This is a genomic window from Pseudomonas sp. H26/SER47-MNA-CIBAN-0231 (assembly GCF_040310465.1).
GTDB classification, from domain to species: Bacteria; Pseudomonadota; Gammaproteobacteria; order Pseudomonadales; family Pseudomonadaceae; genus Aquipseudomonas; species Aquipseudomonas atacamensis.
Genome location: NZ_JBEOPW010000001.1, coordinates 216,882 through 240,895, shown reverse-complemented (window position 1 = coordinate 240,895; position 24,014 = coordinate 216,882). Strand labels below are relative to the sequence as shown.

23 protein-coding genes are annotated in these 24,014 nt (G+C 61.9%); 14 read left to right on the top strand and 9 right to left on the bottom strand.

The window, feature by feature from the left end; translation table 11 throughout:
• Positions 1-210 precede the first annotated feature (210 nt).
• Entirely contained in the window at positions 211-732 is a 522-nt protein-coding gene (gene sodC / locus AAEZ10_RS01125) for a superoxide dismutase family protein (RefSeq protein ID WP_016775149.1), read from the top strand.
• Positions 733-736: 4 nt separating this feature from the next.
• Here the strand turns inward: sodC and AAEZ10_RS01120 are convergent, their stop codons facing one another.
• Positions 737-1,390, bottom strand: a complete 654-nt coding sequence (locus tag AAEZ10_RS01120; RefSeq protein WP_073471213.1) for a DUF2238 domain-containing protein — start codon at positions 1,388-1,390, stop codon at positions 737-739.
• Between the two features lie 161 nt (positions 1,391-1,551).
• Between AAEZ10_RS01120 and AAEZ10_RS01115 the strand changes: the two genes are divergently transcribed.
• Complete coding sequence (locus tag AAEZ10_RS01115) at positions 1,552-1,866, top strand: DUF2388 domain-containing protein (protein ID WP_071172812.1); 315 nt, start codon at positions 1,552-1,554, stop codon at positions 1,864-1,866.
• Between the two features lie 80 nt (positions 1,867-1,946).
• Complete coding sequence (locus tag AAEZ10_RS01110) at positions 1,947-2,348, top strand: hypothetical protein (protein WP_071172813.1); 402 nt, start codon at positions 1,947-1,949, stop codon at positions 2,346-2,348.
• Here AAEZ10_RS01110 and ligD read toward each other — a convergent pair whose 3' ends face one another.
• Positions 2,349-4,982 (bottom strand): DNA ligase D, encoded by a 2,634-nt coding sequence (gene ligD, locus AAEZ10_RS01105; RefSeq protein WP_350567091.1) that lies wholly within the window; start codon positions 4,980-4,982, stop codon positions 2,349-2,351.
• A gap of 132 nt (positions 4,983-5,114) precedes the next feature.
• Entirely contained in the window at positions 5,115-5,852 is a 738-nt protein-coding gene (locus AAEZ10_RS01100) for a tellurite resistance TerB family protein (RefSeq protein WP_350567088.1), read from the bottom strand.
• Positions 5,853-6,112: 260 nt separating this feature from the next.
• Between AAEZ10_RS01100 and pcsA the strand changes: the two genes are divergently transcribed.
• Positions 6,113-6,829, top strand: a complete 717-nt coding sequence (gene pcsA, locus AAEZ10_RS01095) for a phosphatidylcholine synthase (protein ID WP_071172816.1) — start codon at positions 6,113-6,115, stop codon at positions 6,827-6,829.
• A gap of 140 nt (positions 6,830-6,969) precedes the next feature.
• On the opposite strand, the gene AAEZ10_RS01090 is transcribed toward pcsA, so the two are convergent.
• From AAEZ10_RS01090 to AAEZ10_RS01075, 4 genes are all read right to left on the bottom strand, one after another.
• Positions 6,970-7,782, bottom strand: a complete 813-nt coding sequence (locus AAEZ10_RS01090) for a class I SAM-dependent methyltransferase (protein ID WP_122602988.1) — start codon at positions 7,780-7,782, stop codon at positions 6,970-6,972.
• Positions 7,783-7,945: 163 nt separating this feature from the next.
• On the bottom strand, positions 7,946-9,157 hold the full coding sequence (locus tag AAEZ10_RS01085) for a cytochrome c biogenesis protein DipZ (protein WP_123442202.1): 1,212 nt from the start codon (positions 9,155-9,157) through the stop codon (positions 7,946-7,948).
• Between the two features lie 87 nt (positions 9,158-9,244).
• Positions 9,245-9,625, bottom strand: a complete 381-nt coding sequence (locus tag AAEZ10_RS01080) for a hypothetical protein (RefSeq protein ID WP_110600975.1) — start codon at positions 9,623-9,625, stop codon at positions 9,245-9,247.
• A gap of 33 nt (positions 9,626-9,658) precedes the next feature.
• The gene (locus AAEZ10_RS01075) at positions 9,659-9,922 is read right to left on the bottom strand and encodes a DUF2790 domain-containing protein (protein ID WP_016775158.1); all 264 of its coding nucleotides are present in this window, start codon (positions 9,920-9,922) and stop codon (positions 9,659-9,661) included.
• Positions 9,923-10,219: 297 nt separating this feature from the next.
• Between AAEZ10_RS01075 and AAEZ10_RS01070 the strand changes: the two genes are divergently transcribed.
• The 4 genes from AAEZ10_RS01070 to AAEZ10_RS01055 all read left to right on the top strand — a co-directional run bounded on the left by AAEZ10_RS01070 (position 10,220) and on the right by AAEZ10_RS01055 (position 14,362).
• Entirely contained in the window at positions 10,220-10,960 is a 741-nt protein-coding gene (locus AAEZ10_RS01070; RefSeq protein WP_039762337.1) for a response regulator, read from the top strand.
• Positions 10,957-12,267 (top strand): ATP-binding protein, encoded by a 1,311-nt coding sequence (locus tag AAEZ10_RS01065; protein ID WP_110600973.1) that lies wholly within the window; start codon positions 10,957-10,959, stop codon positions 12,265-12,267. Before AAEZ10_RS01070 ends, AAEZ10_RS01065 begins: the two co-directional genes overlap by 4 nt.
• A 150-nt stretch (positions 12,268-12,417) precedes the next feature.
• Positions 12,418-13,464, top strand: coding sequence for a class I SAM-dependent methyltransferase (locus AAEZ10_RS01060; RefSeq protein WP_350567081.1), 1,047 nt, complete (start codon positions 12,418-12,420; stop codon positions 13,462-13,464).
• A 55-nt stretch (positions 13,465-13,519) separates the two neighbouring features.
• Positions 13,520-14,362, top strand: a complete 843-nt coding sequence (locus AAEZ10_RS01055; RefSeq protein WP_350567078.1) for an NAD-dependent protein deacetylase — start codon at positions 13,520-13,522, stop codon at positions 14,360-14,362.
• An 86-nt stretch (positions 14,363-14,448) separates the two neighbouring features.
• Here the strand turns inward: AAEZ10_RS01055 and AAEZ10_RS01050 are convergent, their stop codons facing one another.
• A complete protein-coding gene (locus AAEZ10_RS01050) occupies positions 14,449-16,065 on the bottom strand; it encodes a L,D-transpeptidase family protein (RefSeq protein WP_350567075.1) in 1,617 nt (538 codons plus the stop codon).
• A 152-nt stretch (positions 16,066-16,217) separates the two neighbouring features.
• Between AAEZ10_RS01050 and AAEZ10_RS01045 the strand changes: the two genes are divergently transcribed.
• Positions 16,218-16,931, top strand: coding sequence for a murein L,D-transpeptidase catalytic domain family protein (locus AAEZ10_RS01045; RefSeq protein ID WP_016775166.1), 714 nt, complete (start codon positions 16,218-16,220; stop codon positions 16,929-16,931).
• Here the strand turns inward: AAEZ10_RS01045 and AAEZ10_RS01040 are convergent.
• Positions 16,928-17,548, bottom strand: coding sequence for a cell wall hydrolase (locus AAEZ10_RS01040; RefSeq protein WP_130929693.1), 621 nt, complete (start codon positions 17,546-17,548; stop codon positions 16,928-16,930). The two genes, AAEZ10_RS01045 and AAEZ10_RS01040, sit on opposite strands and share 4 nt — an antisense overlap.
• A 198-nt stretch (positions 17,549-17,746) precedes the next feature.
• Here AAEZ10_RS01040 and AAEZ10_RS01035 point away from each other — a divergent pair, with 198 nt between their 5' ends.
• From AAEZ10_RS01035 to AAEZ10_RS01015, 5 genes are all read left to right on the top strand, one after another.
• Positions 17,747-18,598: a CAP domain-containing protein gene (locus AAEZ10_RS01035; protein WP_073471223.1), complete on the top strand. Its 852-nt coding sequence runs from the start codon at positions 17,747-17,749 to the stop codon at positions 18,596-18,598.
• Positions 18,599-18,717: 119 nt separating this feature from the next.
• Positions 18,718-19,716, top strand: a complete 999-nt coding sequence (gene moaA, locus AAEZ10_RS01030) for a GTP 3',8-cyclase MoaA (protein ID WP_350567070.1) — start codon at positions 18,718-18,720, stop codon at positions 19,714-19,716.
• Between the two features lie 25 nt (positions 19,717-19,741).
• The gene (locus AAEZ10_RS01025) at positions 19,742-20,641 is read left to right on the top strand and encodes a bestrophin family protein (protein WP_350567067.1); all 900 of its coding nucleotides are present in this window, start codon (positions 19,742-19,744) and stop codon (positions 20,639-20,641) included.
• Positions 20,642-21,204: 563 nt separating this feature from the next.
• Positions 21,205-22,569 carry a glutamine synthetase family protein gene (locus tag AAEZ10_RS01020; protein ID WP_350567064.1) on the top strand — a complete coding sequence of 455 codons (1,365 nt, stop codon included), beginning with the start codon at positions 21,205-21,207 and terminating at the stop codon, positions 22,567-22,569.
• A gap of 148 nt (positions 22,570-22,717) precedes the next feature.
• Positions 22,718-24,001 (top strand): NAD(P)/FAD-dependent oxidoreductase, encoded by a 1,284-nt coding sequence (locus AAEZ10_RS01015; protein ID WP_350567061.1) that lies wholly within the window; start codon positions 22,718-22,720, stop codon positions 23,999-24,001.
• The last annotated feature ends 13 nt before the right edge of the window (positions 24,002-24,014 follow it).

Sequence of the window (24,014 nt, the reverse complement as noted above, 5' to 3'; positions counted from 1 at the left end):
TTGTCGGATTTCAGTTAAGCCTATGTGCAGGGAACTGCCGACACAGAGCGTATCGGCTGATGTCAGCGGCGACTTGAATCCGGCAAAACTTTTCAAACGCGAACCCGGTCACACATTGCAGCGCCGCTGGATAATGCCTTCATCGCCGGTTAACCCCGGCAGGCTATCAATCCAGCGCTTCGAACATTCATGCAGCTGAAGGAAACGCTTATGAAACGCGCACTGTGGTTTGGTCTGCTCGGCACGTTGGCAATCGGCACCGCACAGGCAGCAACGGAGAAAGTCGCAATCAATCTGGTCAGCGCCGACGGCGCGCCGCAGGCGATCGGCTCGGTAACAGTCAGTGAGACGCCATATGGCCTGCTGTTCACACCCGACCTGAAATCGTTGCCGGCCGGCATTCACGGTTTCCATGTCCATGAAAACGGCAGCTGCGAAGCGGGCACGAAGGATGGCGTGAAAGGCGCCGCACTGGCGGCTGGCGGACACTTCGATCCGGCGAAAACCGGCAAGCACCTTGGCCCTTACGCCGATGGGCATCTGGGCGATCTGCCGGCGGTGTATGTGACGGCTGATGGTGTCGCCAACTACCCGGTGCTGGCGCCGCGCCTGAAGAAAATTTCCGAGATCAAGGGCCACGCCCTGATGATTCACGCTGGCGGCGACAACCATTCCGACATGCCCAAGCCACTGGGCGGTGGCGGCGACCGCATGGCCTGCGGCGTGATCTGATCCTTCAGCGCGGCGCTCGACGCCAGCGCGTCAACACCAGCAAGGACAGCCCGGCGCCGAACAGCGCCAGGGCCATGTCCTTCTGCGAATCCCACGGATCATTCTGCGCACCGACGAAGGCTTGGCCAGTGTCGTCGCCCAGGTAAGCGCCGCCGACCCATTCGATCAATTCGTACAACGCCGACGTCGCCAGCACTACATTCAGGGTCAACAGCGCCAGCCACGCGCCGCGCAACGGCGTCAGACGCAGCAGCACTTCGCGAATCGGCCAGACCAGCAGCAATCCATAGCTAAGGTGCACCAGCCGATCATAGTGATTGCGTTCAAGACCCAGCACTTTGTTGACGCTGACCCCGGTCAACAGCGTGCCCCACTGATCGTACGGCACCCGCGAATAGGTGTAATGCGCGCCGACTTCATGAATGCACAGAAAGGCGAAGAGCATCCCCAGCGACAGCGTCGATAGGCGAAAACGCCGATGCGCCAGCAGCAGGGTCAAGACCAGCGCCAACGCCAGGACATTTTCCAATAGCCAGTCGACGCGGCTGCGCGGAAACAGGCCGAGCGCGATGGTCAGGCAGACAAATCCAGCGAGCAAAAGCGCTTCGATTCGCGTATCTGCCGGTTGGGCGAAGTTGTCGCTGACTCTGACGAGCATGGGTCGATTCTCGGCAATACAGGCAAGCGGTAGACCCTTGCCGGTTTTGCCCGGTTCCTCGCCGCTACGTTTTTGCGGCCTACGGAACTCCCGCGCGCCGTTCACCTCTGAGGTTATGTAGTCCCTTCCCTTTTTGCTTAGCGCTTGTGGAGGAACACGTCATGCGCAAGTTAGTCCTGATTACTTCTTTAATGCTTTGCCTGCCGGTCGGTTCGGCGCTGGCCCGCGTTGACGCGGGTGACGTCGCCACCTCGGCAGGTGTCTCCGCGTCGCTGTACTCGACCTTCAAGGACGACAAAATGGTCATTCCGGCCCGTGACGACGTGTCTGCGTTCGTTGCCAGCGGCGGGGCCATTCGTGGGGTTTATCTTGAGTCGGTACTGCAACAGGTGCGTCAGGCCAACCCTGGCTTGAACGCCAGTGATGAAGACCTGGCTAACGCCATTCTCGTGCAATACGAAGGCGTGCAGCAGTAGTCACGAGGGACGCAGCGGCCGATGGACGGCCGCTGAGTGCGCATAGGCAAACATGTCCGACGGCCTCTATGATGGAGGCCATGACGACGACCGTGCCCTTGCGCTCACCCTGCCCTCCCGGCGCCTGCATCTGCGGGCGCGATCCGTTGCTGGAAACGCCCGGCGCGGATTTGCGCATCCTGCGCCTGACTCGTGCCGAGGAAAAAATCCTCCTGGCGCGCCTGGAACAACTCAAAGACCTCGCCGACCTCAAACGCCTGCAACAGCGCATGTACGAGCAGTTGGGCATTCGCGTCGACGTAGCCCCCGGTTTCAACGAAGTCCGCACCATGCGCGGCATTGCCATTCAGATCGATGAGCTGCCAGGCCTGTGTCGCAAGACTCGCGCGGCAATCCCGGCGGCAATTCGCAAGGGCCTGGAAAACCACCCGCAAATCGCCTTCGAACTGCTCAACGCCCACGACCTGCTGCGCGACACCTGATCACTTTTTCATGCCGACGCGTTTGCGCATCTCGGCGGTGATGGTCTGACGGGTTTTCTTCATGTCCGCCCAAGGCTGATCACCGACTTCGGTCAGACGCTCGTGAACGTTGTAGATGTTCCAGTGATTACCGCCCTTGATTTCAGCGACTTCCTCTCGGTACAGCGGCACCGACACCGGCATGCCTTCCCGCGCGCGTGCGGCGTAGGCGCAAATGGTGGTGGCGCCGAGGCCGTTGCGCAGGTAATCGATGAAGATCCGCCCGACGCGGTTTTTCGGCCCGGACACCGCTGATATACGATCCGGCAGTAACTTGGCCATGTGGCTGACGATGGCGTGGCTGAAGTCCTTCACTTCGTCCCAGCCATGCTTGCGCGTCAATGGCACCACCAGGTGAATGCCTTTGCCGCCGCTGGTTTTCAGGAAAGCCTTGAGCCCAAGTTCATCGAGCACGGTGAGGGTCAGCGCGGTGGCTTCAACCATGCTTTTCCATGGCAACGCCGGATCCGGGTCGAGGTCGAGGACGAAGCGATCGGGCTTGTCCAGATCCACCTTCGTGGCATTCCAGGTGTGCAGCTCGACGGTGCTCATCTGCACCGCGCCGACCAGCGCTTCGGGATTGTTGATCATCATCACTGGTTGGCCGGTGATGTCCTTGTCTAGTGCAGTAATCCCCGGGATAGCCAAGCGTTCGGCGTTCTTCTGGAAGAACAGTTCGCCAGCAATACCGTCCGGCGCACGCACCAACGCCACGGGGCGATCCTTGAGTTGCGGCAGGATGTATTCGGCGACACTGGCGTAGTACTGCGCCAGTTGCATTTTGGTCGTGCCGCTGACGGCGTCGATCACCCGATCCGGGTGGGTGATGCGTACCTTGCCGCCGGCCAGTCCTGATTGCGACGGTGCGGTCTCGGCTTTTTTGCTGGCGGCGGTTTTCTTTGCCGGCTGCTTGTCGGCGGTTTTGGTCTTATCGGTTTTTTCGTTTTTTTCGGTCCTTTCGGACTTGGCAGCTTTCACAGGCTTCGCTCGCTCTTCGGTAATGTCCTTGGCCGGTTTGTCATCGCGCAAACCATGGAACACGGCGTGGCGCACCGAGCCGTCCTTGGTCATCTCGGCGAATGCCACTTCGGCCAGCAGTTTGGGTTTGAGCCAGTGCACACCTTTGGCCTCGAAACCGCTGGGCGGATTGACCACTGCGGCGCTTTTGGTCTGCAACGGCTTGAGTTGGGCGAGGATGCTTTTCAATGTGGTTTCGTTGAACCCGGTGCCGACCTTGCCGGCATAGCGCAACTCGCCGCTGTCGCGGTCGTGCAGGCCGAGCAGCAAGGCACCGAAAGCACTGCGCGCACCTTTCGGATCGGTGTAGCCGACGATGACGAATTCCTGGCGATGCTTGCATTTGAGCTTGATCCAGTCGCCGCTGCGCCGCGATACATATGGCGAACCGAGGCGTTTGCCGATCAGGCCTTCCATCTGCATCTGGCAAGCGCTGTTGAGCAGCGCATCCGGGGTTTCTTCGAAGGCTTCGGAGAAGCGCAGCGTTGACGATTCTTTCTGCGCACCGAGGATGGTGCTCAGCGCAGCGCGGCGTTCTTCCACCGGCACATCGCGCAGGTCGACGCCATTCAGATACGGCACGTCGAACAGGTAATAAACAATGTTGCCGCTGCGCCCGGCATCGAAGGCATTCTGCAACGCCTGAAAATCCGGCACGCCTTGCTCATTGGCCACGACCATTTCACCGTCGAGCCATGCCGATTCCAGACCCAACGCCGCCAGTGCCTTGGCCTGCTGCGGGAGTTTGTGCGTCCAGTCGTGGCCATTGCGGGTGAACAGCTGCACCTCATCGTGATCAATCCGCGCCATGATCCGGTAGCCGTCGAACTTGATCTCGTAGCTCCACTGCCCTTCGGGCGCGCTGTCGACCAGCGTCGCCAGTTCCGGCTTGATCAGTGCCGGCAACTTGGCCTTGCGCGCGCCGGTAAGCTGCCCGGACGCCTGCTTGCGCGCCTTTGCCGGGGCCTTTTTTACCGGTTTGGCTTTATCGGCAGCAGCCGCTGATTTGCCGACAATCGTGCGCTCGCTGAGCACGCTGTCGGGCTCGGCGACCAGCACGTCGAAATCATCCTGCGGTCGCGCGGCGTTGTCCTGATGCTTGATCAGGAACCATTGTTCTTTCTTGCCCGGCATGTGCGTGCGCACCAGATTCCACACGCCGCCGAGCTTCTCGCCCTGCAGCTCGAACTTGAGCCGCCCCCTGGCATAGGCCTTGTGCGGATCCTCCAGCGGAATCCACACGCCGCGATCCCAGACGATCACATCACCGGCGCCGTAATGCCCCTCGGGAATGCTGCCTTCGAACGTCGCGTAATCGAGCGGATGATCCTCGACATGAATCGCCAGACGCTTGACCGACGGGTCCAGCGACGGCCCCTTCGGCACCGCCCAGCTCTTCAGGGCGCCGTCGAGCTCGAGGCGAAAGTCGTAATGCAGGTGCGAAGCGTCGTGCTTCTGGATGCAGAACTGCAAGGCATGATCCTTGGCCGACTTTCGGCCCGAGCGCTTGACTGCGGCCGGCTCCGACGTCGCGGAAAAATCACGCATGCGGTTGTAATCGTCGAGGTTCCTGTTCATGAGCACACCGATGGCAGACGGGTTCTGTTATGCAGAAGAGCAACTCGGCGGCGGAAAAATTCAATCGAGGTAAAAAAGCCCCGGACGGGTGGACCGGCCGGGGCTGGCAGTGTCAGGGATTTTTACAGCGTGTCAGGCTTGCCCTTTCGCCTGCTGTTCCAGATGCACCTGCAAGTCGGGATCGATGTTCAAGGCTGCGGCCAGCTCATCGAGATAGCTGCGTTCGGCGTCATGTTGGTCGTCCACCAGCATGACGCTGGCCAGGTACATTTCGGCGGCTACGGCAGGATCGCCGTCAGCGGATTGCGCCACTTCCCGGGGATCCAGCGGTTTGGCGACTTCGGCGTCGAGCCATTGCTGCAACTGCGGGTCGGCGGTGTGTTTGCCGATTTCGCTGCTGATGAGATGCTTTTCTGCGTCGTCGATGCGTCCGTCAGCCTTGGCGGCGGCGATCAGGGCGCGCAGTACCGCGTGGCTGTGGGTTTCGATTTGCGGGCCGGCGAGCAGGTCGGCGGTTTGTGGCAGTTCTTTCGGCGCGGTGCTGGCCTGGCTGCGTTGCCAGGCTTGGTACGCCTGGTAGGCCATCATGCCCAGCGACGCGAGTGCGGCGTAATTGGTCCCGCCGGTACGGCTTCGGCTGCCGCCACCGAGGGCGCTTCCCAAGCCGCCACCGCCGAGCAGGCCACCGAGTAAACCACCCAGGCCGCCGAGGCCACCCGAAGCCGTCGCACCACCCGCTCCAGTCTGACTGCCGCCGCCCAACAGGCCACCGAGCAATCCGCCCAGACCGTCACCGGCCGAAGCGCCACGCTGTTGTCCCGCCGAGGCCTGGCCTCGCAGCAGTTGTTCAAGCAAATCGCTGGTGTTCATGACGTTGTCCTCCGAGGCCCCGGCCTGATTGCGTCAGGCAACGATAGACCGACGCAGCCATAGCGCCAGCACCGTTGGGCTGACGCCGGCTCACCGATGAAATCGCACCCGAGAAATTTTCCGCGAGCCAGCTAAGATTCATGGGTGGTGAACCTTATCCCGGCCAAACCGGTCGATAGCTGCAACCCGACCCGGTTTGCCGACGCCCTTTCTGACGATGGGCGATACCCGGCTTGCTTCACTTTCTGGAGAACGCCCCCGTGATATCCACCGTACACATCGCCAGGCTCAAAGCATGGGGCGCCCATGGTTTTACCGCGACTGGCGTGGTCACCGCCTTCCTCGCCACCCTCGCCCTGCTGGAAAACCAGCCGATTCATTGCCTGATGTGGCTGGGCGTGGCGCTGATCGTCGACGGCCTCGATGGCGCACTGGCGCGCAAGGTCAATGTGCAATCGGTGCTGCCGAGTTTCGACGGTTCGATCCTTGATCTGGTCATCGATTACCTGACTTATGTATTCATCCCGGCGCTGTTTATCTACCGCTACATTCCCCTGCCCGATTACACCCTGTTGCTGACGGTGTCGGTGATTCTGGTGTCGTCGCTGTTCTGTTTCTGCAACGTCAACATGAAGAGCAAGGACAACTATTTTGTCGGCTTCCCGGCGGCCTGGAACGTGGTTGCGCTGTGCCTGTACATCATCGGCCCGGGGCCGTGGATCACCTTTCTCACCGTGATCGGTCTGGCATTGCTGACGGTGACGCGGATGAAGTTCCTGCACCCGTTTCGCGTGCGGCGTTTCATGCCAATCAATATCGCGGTGACGGCGATCTGGCTGTTGTGCAGTCTGTCACTGGTGCTCAATCACCCGGTGATCAACCCGCTGGTGATGGGCTTGTGGTTGCTGATGTCGGCTTATTTTCTGGGGATCTGCATCTGGCGCACGGCGCTGGAGTGGTTTGACCGCGGCCATTAGAAATAAGCACAGCCCCCTGTGGGAGCGAGCCTGCTCGCGAATGCGGTGGTTCCATCAACATCAAGGTTGGCTGGCACACCGCTTTCGCGAGCAGGCTCGCTCCCACAGAGATCTTCATCGATCAGGAGATCCGAGGTGGGCTAGCGCTTGGTAATCACCACCTCCAGATACTCACTCGGCACCACCAGCGACGCCTCCCCGGCGCGATTCGACCGGTTGAGCAAATCCGTCAGATCATCCTCCAGCGCCTGTCCTGCCTCCGCCGACAACACCGCAAAAGCCTTGTGCACCGGCCCGTACCAGTGGCGAAAGATGTCAATGAAATGCGCCGCCGAGCGGTAGCGGAAATTGAAGTGGCTGCGGGTCACGCGTACGACAAAATCGCGGTCATCGAAATGCTTGTGCAGCCACGCATCCGAGCCCCAGTTCGACGGTGGCTGGGCCACTGCTGGCGGCGGCAGATGCTGGCCGAGAATCTTGAACATCTGCCCGACGAAGCCCTCCGGCGTCCAGTTCGCCATACCGATCCGCCCGCCCCGACGACAGACCCGCCCCAGCTCAGCAGCGGCGGTGACCTGGTCAGGCGCGAACATCACGCCGAACGTCGACAACACGGCGTCGTAGCTTTCATCGGGAAAAGGCAAAGCCTCGGCATCGGCCACTTGAAAAATCACCTCCAGATGTTCGGCCCGGGCGCGATCCTGACCACGCTCCAGCAGTGCCGCGACGTAATCGGTGGAGGTCACCACACAACCGCGCCGCGCCGCTGCCAGGGTTGCGTTGCCGTTACCGGCCGCGACATCCAACACCTGTTCATCACAGCGCAGATCGCAGGCCTCGGCGAGGCTTTCACCGACGATCTGCAATGTGGTGCCGATCACGGCGTAGTCGCCACTGGCCCAAGCGACTTTCTGACGTTCCTTCAGGGCAGTGAGATCAATCGGGGTACTCATGACAGCGAGCTCCGTGGCAGAGAGAATGCACAGGCTGCGACGCGGACCGTGCTTGCTCACTATCGCGCCGAGGCTGCCCGGCGTCCCTGTCAATCGTCCGGCAACCCCGTAAACCGGGCACTTTGCCGATGAGTGGTGAAGATCTGTCAAGCGCATGAAACACTCAGGCTGCCGGCGCCTTGGCCTCTTCCAGCAACTGCTTGATCATCTGCTCCTGCTCGGCATAGCGACCTTCACCGAAGTGGCTGTAACGCATCTGGCCCTTGGCGTCGATCAGGTAATGCGCCGGCCAGTATTGATTGTCGAAGTTGCGCCAGATCGCGTAGTCGTTGTCGATGGCGACCGGGTAGGTGATACCGAGTTTTTTTACCTGATCCTTGACGTTGTTGATGATGCGTTCGTAGCCGTATTCGGGGGTGTGCACGCCGATCACTACCAGGCCGTCCTTCTCGTATTTCTTCGCCCAGTCTTTGACGTACGGCAAGGTGTGCTGGCAGTTGATGCAGTCGTAGGTCCAGAAGTCCACCAGCACCACTTTGCCGCGCAGGGATTCGGCACTGAGCTCTGGTGAATTGAGCCATTGCACAGCGCCCGACAGCGACGGCATTGCGCCCCGGGCCTCGTCCATCATCGAATCGGCGCGGACCTTGCTGACGAAGTAGTCGACCACTTTCGGCACGTTTTCCAGGACGTTTTTCTCGACGCTGGCCACGCCCTCGGAAGAGGTATTGGCGAGCAGGGTTTTGTCGGCGCCCGTCGAGATCACCGCGACCGTAGCAAGTACCGCAACCCCGGCACCGCGACGCAACCAGCCGCTGAACGGGATCGACGGTTTCAGCCGATTGACCAGACCGCGCCCGGCAAAAATCAACGTGCCCAGCGACAAGGCACTGCCGACGCCGTAAGCCAGCAGCAACAGGCTGGTCTGCGCATTGGCGCCTTGCAACATTGCGCCGGTCAGAATCACCCCAAGGATCGGCCCGGCACAGGGCGCCCACAACAGGCCGGTGGCGACACCGAGCATGATCGAGCCCATCGGTCCGGCACGTTTACGCGTGTCCTGATCGAGACGATTGCCGAGCGCGACAAACGGCCTGGTCAGCCAGTCACCGACGCGGGCCGAGATCAGCGACAGGGCGAACAGCGCCATGACCAGCAAGGCAACGTGGCGGCCGGTGTTGCTGGCCTGAATCACCCACTCGCTGCTGACCACGGCAAGGCTGGAGATCAGCGCAAAGGTCAGCGCCATTCCGGCGAGAGTCAGGAAGATCGAGGAACGGGTACGGTTGGCGCCAGCGAACAGAAACGGCACCACCGGCAGGATGCACGGACTGAGAACGGTCAGCAGACCGCCGAGAAATGCAATGAGGTACATAAGGGGTCACCTTGGAATGGGGGCTGGGCACACAACCGGGCAGCGAGGGAAACGCCCCTCGCTAGCTCGCTTTATTTACGCCGTGGCTCATGCAGTCTGGCCGTCGAGCAACTGCCCTTGAGGCGTACGACTGGCACCGTTTTCCGCGACCAGTTGGCCTTGCGGTGTACGGCTGGAACCATCAGCGGCGACCATCTGGCCTTGCGGCGTGCGGCTCGATCCGTCAGCGGCGACCATCTGCCCCTGCGGCGTGCGGCTGGAGCCGTCAGCGGCAACCATTTGGCCCTGCGGTGTACGGCTGGAGCCGTCAGCGGCGATCAGTGCATCGCTGCCCTCCTTCGCCACGGTGGTCAGCTGGAAGCAGGTGCTGCTGGCGCAACTGCTCTGCTCCACAGCACTGTTGGCGTGGGCGGCGGCACCGGTGAAGGCGAAGGCTGCTGCGGTCAGAAAGCGCGAGACGTTGTTCATGGCAAAACTCCTTGCAGAAAAAGTAGGGATGACTCAGTTCTGGTTGTTGCAGCCGTCAGCGAATTTGCTGTAATCCAGCTCGCGGGTTTTGCCGGCGGAATCGAGGTAGGTCATGCGCGCCTCGGTGATGCCGCAGGTCACCGAGGTGTCTTCGGTCATCGACAGCACTTTCTGGATATCCAGATGGGTGCCGTAGGTGTAGGTTTGCCGGCTGACGTCAGCTTCGGCGTGGGCCGACAGGGTGCAGATGTTCAGAGCGGCGAACAGGCAGGCGGCGAATACGGATTTGTTGTTCATGGTGTAGTCCTCAAGGCTTCAGTGGGTTTGAGCCGAGGCGGTCTGTGTGTGCCTCGATGGAGCCTATTTGAGGCCTTCGAGGTATCGCGTCTGTGTCAGGAAAGGACGAGAATCACTCGTTGTGTATCCATGCAGCGTGTAGATACAGAGCGATACAAAACCGCGAAAAAATCGTGATTTTGCGTCGGTGTGTATCCGCCGCTGCGGCAGATACACTGCAATACAAAGGCAGGCAGGCGTGCGGTCTACGGCGCTATAGACTGCACGGCATTCCCCCTTTGACAGAGGCTTGAACCGATGGAACATGTCGATCACATTCTCATCGTCGACGACGACCGCGAGATCCGTGAACTGGTAGGCAACTACCTGAAGAAGAACGGCCTGCGCACAACAGTGGTCGCCGATGGCCGGCAGATGCGCAGCTTCCTTGATGCCAACACCGTCGACCTGATCGTGCTCGACATCATGATGCCCGGCGACGATGGCCTGCAGTTGTGCCGTGAATTGCGCGTGGGCAAACACAAGGCGACGCCGGTGCTGATGCTCACCGCGCGCAACGATGAGACCGACCGCATCATCGGTCTGGAAATGGGCGCCGACGATTACCTGACCAAACCTTTCGCCGCCCGCGAGCTGCTGGCGCGGATCAATGCCGTATTGCGCCGCACGCGTATGTTGCCGCCGAATCTGGTGGTCACCGAAGCCGGACGCCTGCTGGCGTTCGGTCGTTGGCAGCTGGACACCTCGGCCCGCCACCTGCTCGACAGCGACGGCACCATGGTTGCCCTCAGCGGTGCCGAATACCGCCTGCTGCGGGTGTTCCTCGACCATCCGCAACGGGTGCTCAGCCGCGATCAACTGCTCAATCTGACCCAGGGCCGCGAGGCCGATCTGTTCGATCGCTCGATCGATCTGCTGGTCAGTCGCCTGCGTCAACGCCTGCTGGACGATGCTCGCGAGCCGGCCTATATCAAGACCGTGCGCAGTGAAGGTTATGTGTTTTCGCTGCCGGTCGAACTGCTCGGAGCTTCGGCATGAAACTCAAGCTGCAATGGCCGCGCACCCTCGCCTCGCGCCTGTCGCTGATCTTCCTGATCGGGCTGATTCTGGCGCAGGGCCTGTCGTTCGGCGCGCAGTATTACGAGCGTTACCAGAGCGCGAAAAGCACCATGCTCGGCAACCTCGAAACCGACGTCTCGACGTCGATGGCCATCCTCGATCGCCTGCCCGCCGCAGAACGCGAGGCCTGGCTGCCGCGTCTGGCCCGGCGCAATTACGGCTACCTGCTCAACGAGGGCGAACCAGGCATGCCGGTGACCTCGGCTGAAAAGTCCGTCGCGATTGCCTCGATTACGGCGGCGATCGGCGACACTTATCCCATCGTGTTTACCGAAGTTCCCGGCGGTCCGAGACAACATTTCCAGGGCCACTTGCGCCTGAGCGACGGCAGCCCGGTGACCATCGATATCCGTCCGGCGATGGTGCCGTTGTCGCCGTGGTTGCCGGTGGTGCTGCTCGGCCAACTGGCGTTGCTGATCCTCTGCACCTGGCTCGCCGTGCGCATTGCCATCCGTCCCCTCACTCGCCTCGCCAACGCCGTGGAAACCCTCGACCCCAACGCTCACCCGATCAAGCTCGACGAGCAAGGGCCGACCGAAGTCGTCCACGCGGCACGGGCGTTCAACGCCATGCAGACGCGCATCGCCGCCTACCTGAAAGAACGCATGCAACTGCTCGCGGCGATTTCCCACGACCTGCAAACGCCGATCACCCGGATGAAACTGCGCGCAGAATTCATGGACGACTCGGTCGAGAAAGATAAACTGAGCAGCGACCTAGGCGAGATCGAACATCTGGTGCGCGAAGGCGTGGCTTACGCTCGCAGCGTTCACGGCGCCACCGAAGAAAGCCGGCGTACTGATCTCGACTCGTTCCTCGACAGCCTGGTCTTCGACTATCAGGACATGGGCAAGGACGTGCAGCTCGGCGGCAAAAGCAAAGCGGTAATCGAAACCCGTCCGCAGGCCCTGCGCCGGGTGCTGGTGAACCTGACCGACAACGCCCTGAAATTCGCCGGCGCCGCGCAATTGCAGGTCGAAGCGCAGGGCAACAGCCTGTCGGTGAAAGTCCTCGATCGCGGCCCGGGCATCGCCGAGGCCGAACTGGCGCAGGTACTGGAACCCTTCTACCGCGTGGAAAACTCGCGCAATCGTGATACCGGCGGCACCGGGCTCGGGTTGGCGATCGCCCAGCAATTGGCGTTGGCGCTCGGTGGCTCGCTTATGTTGAGCAATCGTGAAGGTGGCGGGTTGTGCGCTGAACTGAAGTTGCCGCTGCCACGCTGAGAAAAACACCGACTAGACTCATTCATTACCCAGTCGAGGGGGCCGCAGGACGTCTGCTGTGCCCTGCCCCAATCCGTGACCACCGCCCGGTGGCGCCTGCCTCGACATTCAACGCCGCCGGACGGTGATCCTGTTTCAGGAGCACACGTGATGAATGAGGCGAAGCTCAACGAATTCATGGGCAAACTGGTCAACGACATGGGCGGCGCGGCGATGCTGGCCAATGTCATTGTCGGCGAAGAACTCGGTCTGTACCGGGCAATGGCCGACAGCCAACCGATCAGCCCCGAAGCCCTCGCAGCCAAAACCACCTGCAATCCGCGCCTGGTACGCGAATGGCTCAGCGCCCATGCCGCATCGGGCTATATGGAACACCTTGACGGTCAATTCCGCTTGCCTGAAGAACAGGCACTGGCGCTGGCCGTGGAGGATTCGCCGGTGTACGTCGCCGGCGGTCTTGGCGTGGTGGCGTCGTTTTTCCATGACAAGGACAAACTGGTCAAGGCCATGCGCGGCAATGGCGCCTTGTCGTGGGGCGATCACCACCCGTGCATGTTCAGCGGCACCGAACGTTTCTTCCGCCCCGGTTACAAAGGTCACCTGATTGCCGAATGGCTGCCGGCGCTCGACGGCGTGGTGGCGAAGCTGGAACGCGGCGCCAAAGTTGCCGACATCGGCTGCGGCCACGGCGCCTCGACGGTGATCATGGCCCAGGCGTTTCCAAAATCGCAGTTTGTCGGTTTTGACTTCCATGCGCCGTCAGTCACCGTCGCCACGCAACGCGCCGAAGAAGGCGGCGTGGGCAACCGCGCCAGATTCTTCGAGGGCACGGCGAAAAACTATCCCGGCGGCGACTACGACCTGATCTGCTTTTTCGACTGCCTTCACGACATGGGCGACCCGGTCGGCGCCGCTCGCCACGCTCATGAGTCGCTGAAAGAAGACGGCACGGTGTTGCTGGTCGAACCGTTCGCCAACGACAAACTGGACGACAATCTCAACGCGGTCGGGCGCCTGTTCTACGCCGCCTCGACGTTTATCTGCACGCCCAATTCGCTGTCCCAGGAAGTCGGCCTCGGGCTCGGTGCGCAGGCTGGGGAAATGCGCCTGCGCAAAGTCTTTGTCGAGGCCGGGTTCAAGCAGTTCCGCCGCGCCACGCAAACGCCGTTCAATCTGATTCTGGAGGCGCGCAAGTAACCCGTGCGGATCGCGTGCTAACCTGCGGGGCACTGCCCATTCTGGAGTGCTGAGCATGCTCGATAGCCCGATCCGCGAACATCTCGATACGCTGTTGCAGGCCATGGCCGACGATAACTTCCTGATATTGACCGGCGCTGGCATCAGCACGCCATCGGGCATTCCGGACTATCGCGACAGTGACGGCGTGCGTCGCGGGCGGCAGCCGATGATGTATCAGGAATTTCTCGCCGCCCCGGAATCACGCCGGCGCTACTGGGCGCGAGCGATGCTCGGCTGGCCGCGCGTGCGAAAGGCCCGACCGAATGCCGCGCATGAGGCGCTGGCGACGTTGCAGCAGCGTGGCCGGATCAGCGCCTTGATCACGCAGAACGTCGATACCTTGCACGATCAGGCCGGCAGCCACGATGTGATCGAACTGCACGGCAGCCTGCATCGAGTGCTGTGCCTGGATTGCGGGCAGCGCAGCGAGCGCGACGCGATCCAGCAGCAGATGGAGACACAGAATCCCTACCTGAGTGGTGTTGATGCGGTGCAGGCGCCGGATGGCGATACCTTGCTCGACCCGGCATTTGAAGCGCGCTTTCAGGTACCGCAGTGCCCGCATTGCGCGGGTGAGCGGATGAAACCGGATGTAGTGTTTTTCGGCGAGAACGTGGCGCAACCGACAGCCGCACGGGCGCTGGCCGCCGCCGAGAATGCGGCGGGGTTGCTGGTGGTGGGATCGTCGTTGATGGCGTATTCGGCGTTTCGCTTGTGTCGGGTGATTGCCGAGCGTGGCAAGCCGTTGATGGCGATCAATCTGGGCAAGACCCGGGCGGATGATTTGCTCGATTTGAAGATTGAAGGCTCGTGTGAGGAGCTTTTGCCGTGGTTGGTGGAGGAGCTGGGGCGGTGAGTTTTCGAGTATTGCGCTCGACTTGAGATTTGCCCCTCACCCTGGCCCTCTCCCGAGGGAGAGGGAACTGACCGAGGTGTTCTGGCTTAGTGCGCCCGATCCAGCCCCGCCAGCAATGCGCTGTCGTGGCTGTAGATGTCCGGCGCATAACGCACATGGCCGCTGCTGTCGACTTGCGCCGTCCAGTAGGTCATCAGGATCGGCACCGGCGCCGACAGGCGAAATTCATGGGTGCTACCGGTTGCCAGCAAAGTCTCGGTGCGAGCTTTTTCTGCCGGGGACAGCAGCAGATCGCGCAGTTGCAGCGGGTGTTCGACCCGCACGCAACCGGAGCTGAACGCCCGTGGGCCTTTTTCAAACAGCGCCTTGCTCGGCGTGTCGTGCAGGTAGACCGAGAACGGGTTGGGGAAACGGATGACCATTTGCCCCAGCGGATTGCGCGGGCCGGCGTCCTGGCGCAGGAGGATGTTGCCGGGGTTGTCCCAGTCGATGTCCGCTGCCGCCAGAGGCTGACCGTTGGCATCGAGCACTTGCAGGTTCTGACGGCTGAGGAACGTCTGATCCTTGCGGATTTCCGGCAGCTTGTCTTCTTTCCAGATGGTCGGCGGTACGGTCCAGGTCGGATTCAGCGTCAGGCGGGTGACGCGGGATTTGAGCAGCGGCGTCTGGCGTTCGGCGCGGCCGACCTGGGTGCGGGTCTGCCACACCGGTTGACCGCCCTGATACAGCGTAAGCTCAGCGGCCGCGACATTCACCACCAGACCACTGGGCTCCATGTCCTGGGCCATCCAGCGGAAACGTTCCAGATTGACGCGCAATTGATCGCGGCGGGTCAGCGGGCTGATGTTCAGCTCGGCAATGGTGCCCGGCCCGACCACACCGTCAGCCTGCAACGAATGGCTGGCCTGAAAGTGCTTCACTGCCTCCACCAGCACGTCATCGTAGGCGTTGTCCGGCGGCACCAGTGCGTGTGCCAGATAACCTTCGTTGTACAGACGACGGGCCAGTTCCGGCACGCGCGGGTCTTCCATCGCCGGGCGCAGCAACGGGCCGTTGCCCACCGGCTGCCATTGCGGCAAGGCTTGCAAGCGTTGCGCGGCATACAGCTGACGCAGGCTCTGATATTGCGGCAGATGCGGACGCGCCAGGTCGAACGCCGCAGCAATATCGTTCATGCCCGGCACGGCAATGCTGAGCAATTGCGCCTGACGGTCGGTCGGCGGGCCGTCGACACGCCACAGCGGTTCGAAATGCGATTGCAACAGACGGCCGTAATGCAGATCCTGCAAGGCCTGCAGGTAGTTGCGGCTGATGTCGATGTCGGCGCACAGCTCGCCATCCTGCGGCGGTGTCGTCGCGACCGCATAGCGATTCGGATTCAACCCATCATCGGCCAACAGCTGCAATTGCGCGCGCAATGCTGGCAAGCGTGCCGACTCACTCGCCCACACCGGCATCCAGTCCTGCTGTTCATAAAACGCCTGCAATTGGCTCAACGCCGGGCCATTGAGGCGCGGAGCAATGGCCGGGCACGACTGCGCCAGGCTGATCAAAACCGCCTGCAACGGGCTGCGCGGCTCGACCGGCAATTGCGTTTCCGGCGTCGGCAGGGTTTCGAGCGGGGGCAGCGGCTCATCGGCGCAAGCGACAAACGGCGCAGCGAGCAAACAAATGCTCAAGTAGCATGCGTACTTTTTGAACAACTGCTTTACTCCAATCCATGGCCGTCCAGATGACGGTCAACCTTACATCAGGTGCGCTGAACAGTCAGGCTCGAACCGCGAGCCTGCGGGTATTGACTGGGAGTCAGGAGCCAAAGTGCCGTTTATGTAGCAAGTTGAGGACACTTTATAAAATGTTGACGTTTTTGCGCCGACTTCTGTTGAGCACCGCGACCCTTGTCGCCGTGACCAGCCCAGTATTTGCCGCCGGCAAGCCATCGCCGGTTCTCTACAACAGCCTCGCCCACGCCGCGCCGGAACTCAATCCCCAGGCGCTCAAAGGTGCATTGAACGCCATGCAATGCGCGGTCAACAATGGCGCGAAACCCTCGCGGCATCTGGCGATCATCGATTATTCGCAACCGTCCACCGAACGCCGCCTGTGGATCTTCGATCTGAGCAAAAAGAAACTGGTGCTGCGTGATCTGGTTGCCCACGGTTCCAACTCCGGGGAAAACTTCGCCACGCAGTTTTCCAATCGCGAAGGCAGTTATCAGTCCAGCCTCGGTCTGTTCCGCACTCAGGAAAGCTACGAAGGTACTCACGGCTATTCGCTGCGCATGGATGGTCTGGAACCCGGTTTCAATGATCTGGCCCGTGATCGCGCGATCGTGATTCATGCCGCCAGTTACGTGAACCCGCTTTGGAGCAAGCGTCAGGGGCGTATCGGCCGCAGTCAGGGTTGCCCCGCCGTACGGCCGCAGATCGCCAAACAGGTGATCGATCGCCTGAAGAACGGCCAGTTCATGTTTTCCTGGTATCCGGATCAGCGCTGGCTGCAAAAGTCACCGTATCTGAACTGCCAGCCGCAGCAGGTGGCGAGCATTCTCAACACCCACGCCAGTTAACGCGCGTCGCCCCCGGCGGGTTTGTAGAAGAGGAACCTGCCGGTCTGCGCCGTGTTGCGATAGGCCTTGGCCCAGCTCGGGTGCACGCCGCGATCATGAAAATACAGGGCACCGCGCGTGCGGTCCTTGAGCTGACGGTTCAACGCCTTGCCGGCGATTTCCTTGGCCAGCGCGTATTCGGCGTCTTCCTTGACCTGATCGGGCCTGCCATCGCACCACCAGGAAAACTGGCAATTGCCGCTTTCAGATCCTTGCTTGACCACCGCGCACACCGTGTCGGGAAAGCCGTCGTGGCCGAGGCGATTCATCACCACACTGGCGACGGCTTCCATTTCCGGGGTGTCCTTGCCCTTGGCTTCCCAATAGATACTGCGCGCGAGACAGGTCAGCGGATCGTCCAGCGGCGCGGCGCCGGCCGGGTCCACCGCCTGCGCTTCGGTCGGGGTGATCGCCTCGGATTTCGGCGCCGGCGCGGCGCTGACTTTGTCTGCCGCTTTCTCTTCGAGCACCTCGGCTTTCTGTTCGGCCTTGGCCTCGATCGGCGCCTGCGCCCCGGCCCATGCTGCGCCGGTCAGAAAGATCCACAACAAACCTCCCGCCAAGCCTTTCGATCCCATGTCGATTCTTCCGTCAGCGCCCGCCCGGGGCAAGATGTTACGTCGGTGAGACGCCCGGTTTGCGGGGTCTTCGCAGAGTGTAGCGAGCAAATGCGCGGGCACACCAGCGCAGAAAAAAATCCGCCGCAAAGAAAAACACATTCACTCACCGGGGGCCTTTCGCGCATCATGGGCGCATTCAGCTCAAGGGAGATTTCCATGCGCTTCATGCCGTCCGTTTTGCGTTGTGCCGCACTGTCGCTGGGCGTGGTGTTCGCCACCTCGGCGCTGGCTGCCGATGAACTGCAATTGATCGAGTCGATCAACAGCTATCGCAGCCAGCCGCAGCGTTGCGGCACGCAGGCATCGAACGAGTTGCCACCGCTGTCGGCCGATCCACGTCTGCGCCTGCCCGCCAGCGGCGCGGTCGATCTGCAGCAGGCCATGACCAGCGCCCAGTACCCGATGGTCAACGTGCAGGCGATCACCCTCAACGGCCCGCGCGATGCAGCGGCGGCGATGCAGGCGATCAAGGAAAGCTTCTGTAAGGTGGTGCTCGATCCGCAGTTCGTCGATATCGGCGTCAACCGTGTCGACCGCGACTGGCGCATCGTTCTCGCGCGGCCGTTGCTGAGGGCGAAACTCGGCGATGCACAAAGCGAAGGGCAAAAGCTGCTGGCGCAACTCAATACCGCGCGCGGCCAGGCGCGCCAGTGCGGCGGCCAGTCCTTCGCAGCGGCAGCACCGCTGGCCTGGAACGCCACGCTGGGCACGGTCGCTCAGGATCACAGCCGCGACATGGCCAACAACAATTACCTCGACCACAAGGACCGCGACGGCCGCACGCCAGGCGACCGCGCCGAGCTGTCCGGTTACAGTGGGCAACTGGTCGGCGAGAACATCGCCGCCGGGCAAGACACCGTCGGCAAGGTCGTCGACGGCTGGCTCGCCAGCCCCGGGCATTGCGCCAATCTGATGAATCCGCAATATCAGGAACTGGGCGCCGCGTACGCGACCGATCCCAAAAGCAACGCCGGCATTTACTGGACGGCGATGTTTGGTGCACCGTAAGGCATCATCGACGCCGTCAATCACTCGGTCAGCCAGAGTGATTGGACGGCATGGCGAGTGCAGCCTACCCTGCGCGATCTACGCCCGCTGACGGCGTTCCACATCCACGAGGCGAGCCCATGACACAGCGTGAATTGATCGATGGTCACAACCGCCGCGTGGATTATCTGCGCCTGTCGGTCACCGACCGCTGCGATTTTCGCTGCGTCTATTGCATGGCCGAGGACATGCAGTTCTTGCCGCGCCACCAGATCCTCACCCTCGAAGAACTGTTCCAGGTAGCGCAAAGCTTCGTCGCCCTCGGCACGCGCAAGATCCGCCTCACGGGTGGCGAGCCGCTGATCCGGCCTGGTGTCGTGCAACTTTGCGAACAGATCGCCGCCCTGCCCGGCCTGCGCGAACTGTGCCTGACCACCAACGGCTCACAATTGGGCCGACTGGCCCAGCCGCTGTTCGACGCTGGGGTCAAGCGCCTGAACATCAGCCTCGACAGTCTCGATCCGCAGCGCTTCAGAGAGCTGACCCGCACTGGCGATCTGGCGCAGGTCATCGACGGCATCGATGCCGCGCGTGCCGCCGGTTTCACCCGCACCAAACTCAATTGCGTGGTGATGCAGGGCCGCAACGATCACGAGATCAACGATCTGGTCAGTTTCGCCATCGAGCGTGATCTGGATATTTCCTTCATCGAAGAGATGCCGCTGGGCGCGATCGCCGAACACAGCCGCGCCGAATCCTTCTACTCCAGCGCGCAAGTGCGCGAACGCATCGCCGAACGCTTTACCCTGATCGACTCGACCGAATCGACGCAAGGGCCGTCGCGCTACTGGCGCGTGGCCGAAGCACCGAACATTCGCCTGGGCTTCATTTCACCGCACAGCCACAACTTCTGCGGTACCTGCAACCGCGTGCGCCTGACCGTCGAAGGTCGCTTGCTGCTGTGCCTGGGCAACGAGCATTCGATGGACCTCAAAGCGGTGTTGCGCGCCCATCCGGGCCACCCGGAACGTCTGGAGAACGCGATCATCGAGGCGATGAAACTCAAGCCGTATCGACACAACTTCGAAGTCAACGACGACGTGCAGGTGGTGCGTTTCATGAACATGACCGGCGGCTGATCCGCCGCGCAACCGGGACCGCGAGATGATCGTCAGACCGAGACCCAATCAGTTCGCCGTGCTGTTCACCCTCCGAGGCTCGATCGCCAAACGCATCGCCGTGCGCACCTTGATGCTGACACTGCTGGCGGCGGCGATTGTGCTGATCGAACTACTGGTGCCGAGCTACTTCGCCCAGATCAATTCGACACCGTTCACCCTGCTCGGCCTGTCGCTGTCGATTTTCCTGAGTTTTCGCAACAACGCCTGTTACGACCGTTGGTACGAGGGGCGCAAGGCCTGGGGCGAGGTGCTGCTGCGGGTGCGCGCGGTGATGCGCGAAACCCAAGGCATCGATGACACGCGCCTGCGTGGGCAACTGTTGCGCAACCTGTGCGGTTTCGCCCACGCGTTGAATGCACGGCTGCGTGGAGACAGCGAGGAGCAGGCCAGCACCGACTGGGTCAGCCCACCGATCGATGGGGCTGCGCCGGATCACTGCGGACAGATCCTTCATCAGCTCGGGCGCCAGTGCTCAGCGCTGGAAACGGCCGGTGTGCTGTCGCCATGGCGTTATCAGTTGCTGGCCAATCACCTGACCTGCCTGAGCCAGGCCCAGGCGGTGTGCGACCGGATCAAGAACACGCCATTGCCCTTCCCTTACACCCTGCTGCTGCACCGCACCATCTACCTGTTCTGCCTGCTGCTGCCGTTCGCCATGGCGCAATCGCTGGGTTGGTTGACGCCGCTGTTCACGGCAATTGTCAGCTACACCTTTTTCGGCTTTGACGCGATTGCCGATGAACTCGAAGATCCGTTCGGGCGCGATGAAAACGATCTGCCGACCGATGCACTGGTGCGCACCCTGGAGCGCGATGTGCTTTACGAACTCGGCGTATCGCCGTTGCCGCCCGCGCCGGAGCCGGACGATTACGTGCTGCGCTGAATGGCGCAGCGGCGGGCTCGGCGTGTTGACTCTGGATCGAGGTGCTGCCATTCGCGAGCAGGCTCGCTCCCACAGTTGAAATGCACTCTCCTGTGGGAGCGAGCCTGCTCGCGAAAAAGGCAACTCGGTCAAGCAGCCCAAACGCCGTAAAGCGCCACCGACGAATCTTCCATTTACACGCGCGCAAATTCCCCCTTACTATCCGGGCACACCGGTCGCCGGGCCTGCCCTGCCGCCGACGCTTTCCGCCAACGGAAACACGCGTTATGAGTACGTCACCACAACAACCGCAAAGGTTGCACGTCTCTGCTGTACGCGCCCACTGCGACAGGGGCCGCGTATGAACCGCATCGTCAATCTGCCCATGGCCCTGCGCCGCTCCAAGCTGCGTCACTCCGCACGCCCGCCGGATATCGCCGTTCCTGCCTGATCGCGTGAGCTGAAACCGCGACAGTCAATTTCCCGATTTTCCTGATATCCCTGCCGGGACACTTACGCCATTTTGTCGCGTCGTGTCCGGCCGAATCTGCGCGCCTGTGCGGCGCCACCGTGAGTGATTTGCCATGAAATTCGCAGCCATCGAAGACGCACGCCTGTTCCTCGAACAGAACCCCGATATCGACATGATCGAACTGTTCATCCTCGACGCCAACGGCGTGCCGCGCGGCAAGCTGTTGCATCGCGAAGAACTGCTCGCCGTGTACGAAAGCGGCCGACCGCTGCCGAGCACCATCCTTGGTCTGACTGTACAAGGCGAGGACGTCGAGAACTCCGGGCTGGTGTGGGACGTCGGCGACATCGACTGCCGCGCCTATCCGCTGCAAGGCAGTCTGGTGCGCCTGCCGTGGCGACAGATTCCAACCGCTGCGGTGCAGGTCAGCATGCACCCGAGCGAGGGCATGCCGGCGAGCATCGCTGACCCTCGGCACCTGCTGATCAAGGTGATCGACGGACTCAAAGCCGAGGGTTTCCACCCGATCATGGCCTGCGAGCTGGAGTTCTATCTGCTCGACGCCAAACGCGATCACAACGGCCGCCCGCAACCGGCGCGGGACGCTGACGGCGGGCGACCGCGACACACGCAAGTCTACGGTTTGCGCGAGCTGGAACAGATCGAGCCGTTTCTCGCCGACCTTTACAGCGCCTGCAAACTGCACGGCATTCCGGCGCGCACGGCGATCTCCGAATACGCCCCGGGGCAAGTGGAAATCACCCTCGAACACGGCGATGCGCTGGAGGCGATGGATCAGGCGGTGCGCTACAAACGTCTGGTCAAAGGCGTGGCGCACAAGCACGGCATGCAGGCGACGTTCATGGCCAAGCCGTTCGATGATCTGGCCGGCACCGGCATGCACATGCACGTCAGCCTGGCCGATGCCGAGGGGCGTAATTTGTTCGCTTCTGAAGACCCGGCCGGCACACCACTGTTGCGCACGGCGATTGGCGGCATGCTTGCCTCGCTGCTCGATTCGCTGCTGCTGTTCTGCCCCAACGCCAACTCCTACCGGCGTTTCCAGGCCAACAGCTACGCGCCACTGGCGCCGACCTGGGGCGTCGACAACCGCACCGTCAGCCTGCGCGTACCCGGCGGGCCGGCGCCGACACGACACATCGAACACCGCATCTGCGGCGCCGATGCCAACCCTTATCTGGCAGCGGCAGCGATCCTCGCCGGCATTCATCGCGGCATCCGTGAAGAGCTGGATCCGGGGGCACCGGTCGAGGGCAATGGTTATGCCCAGGCGAAAGAACTGCTGCCGACCGATTGGCTGACGTCGTTGCAGGCGCTGGAAAATTCCGCGTGGGCACGGGAGGCGTTGGGGCAGGAATTCCTTGGGGTGTATCTGGCGGTGAAGCGTGCCGAGTATCGGCAGTTCATGGCTGAAGTGGGTGAGCAGGATTGGCGGTGGTACCTGACCGAGGCCTAACGATCCGACACCGAACCTGTGGGAGCGAGCCTGCTCGCGAAGGCGTCATCACATTCAACATTTTGGGTGACTGACACACCGCTTTCGCGAGCAGGATCGCTCCCACAGGGAATGCACTTCGAACCTGGAATTTTTTGTGGACCCTGACATGACCATTCGCTGCAATTCCTACTACACCGCCACCCTCAACCAGGACACCGACTACCCGACCCTTCAGGACCGGCACAAGGTCGATGTGGTAATCATCGGCGGCGGTTTCACTGGCGTCGCCACTGCCGTCGAGCTGGCGGAAAAAGGCCTGAAAGTCGCCATCGTCGAAAGCCACAAGATCGGCTGGGGCGCCACCGGGCGCAATGGCGGGCAAGTCACCGGCAGCCTTTCCGGCGACGGCGCGATGCGCAAGCAGATGCGTGCAAAACTGGGCGATGACGTGGACGATTTCATCTGGCATCTGCGCTGGCGCGGGCATGAAATCATCCGCGAGCGCGTCGAGAAATATGCGATCCAGTGCGACCTCAAACACGGCCATTTGCACGCGGCGTACAAGCCGAGCCATATGGTCGATCTGCGCAAGGATTACGACGAAGCCGTGCGTCGCGGATTGGGCGATGAAGTGAGCCTGCTCGACCGCAGCCAGGTTCGCGACCTGCTGCAAAGCGAGCTCTACCACGGCGCCATCAAGAACACCCGCAACATGCACCTGCACCCGCTCAACCTGTGCATTGGCGAAGCACGCGCAGCCGAAAGCCTGGGCGCGCAGATCTTCGAAAACAGTGAAGTGCTGGAGATCATTCACGGCGACACACCTGGCGTGCGCACCGCTCACGGTCAGATCGACGCCAATCAGGTGATGCTCGCCGGTGACGTCTATCACAAGCTCGAACCGGGTCAGCTCAAGGGCAAGATCTTCCCGGCCATGGGCGGCATCGTCACCACCGCGCCGCTCGGTGATCTGGCGCAACAGATCAACCCCGAAGACCTCGCCGTGTACGACTGCCGCTTCGTCCTCGATTACTACCGGCTCACCGCCGACGGCCGTTTGCTGTTCGGCGGCGGCGCCAACTACAGCGGCAAGGATTCGCGCGACATCGCTGCGGAACTGCGCCCGTGTATCGAACGCACGTTCCCGGCGCTAAAAGGCGTGCCGATCGATTACCAGTGGAGCTGCGCGATGGGCATCGTCATCAACCGCATCCCGCAACTGGGCAAGCTCTCGGACAACGTCTGGTATTGCCAGGGCTACTCGGGACATGGCATCGCCACCACGCACATCATGGGCGAGATCATGAGCCGGGCGATCACCGGGCAAATGGAGCAATTCGATACCTTCGCCGCGTGCCAGCACATTCGCGTGCCAGTGGGCGACCTGCTGGGCAACCCGTTGCTGGCGGCGGGGATGTGGTATTACCAGATGCTCGAGCGGTTGCGCTGAATTTACTGGCCCT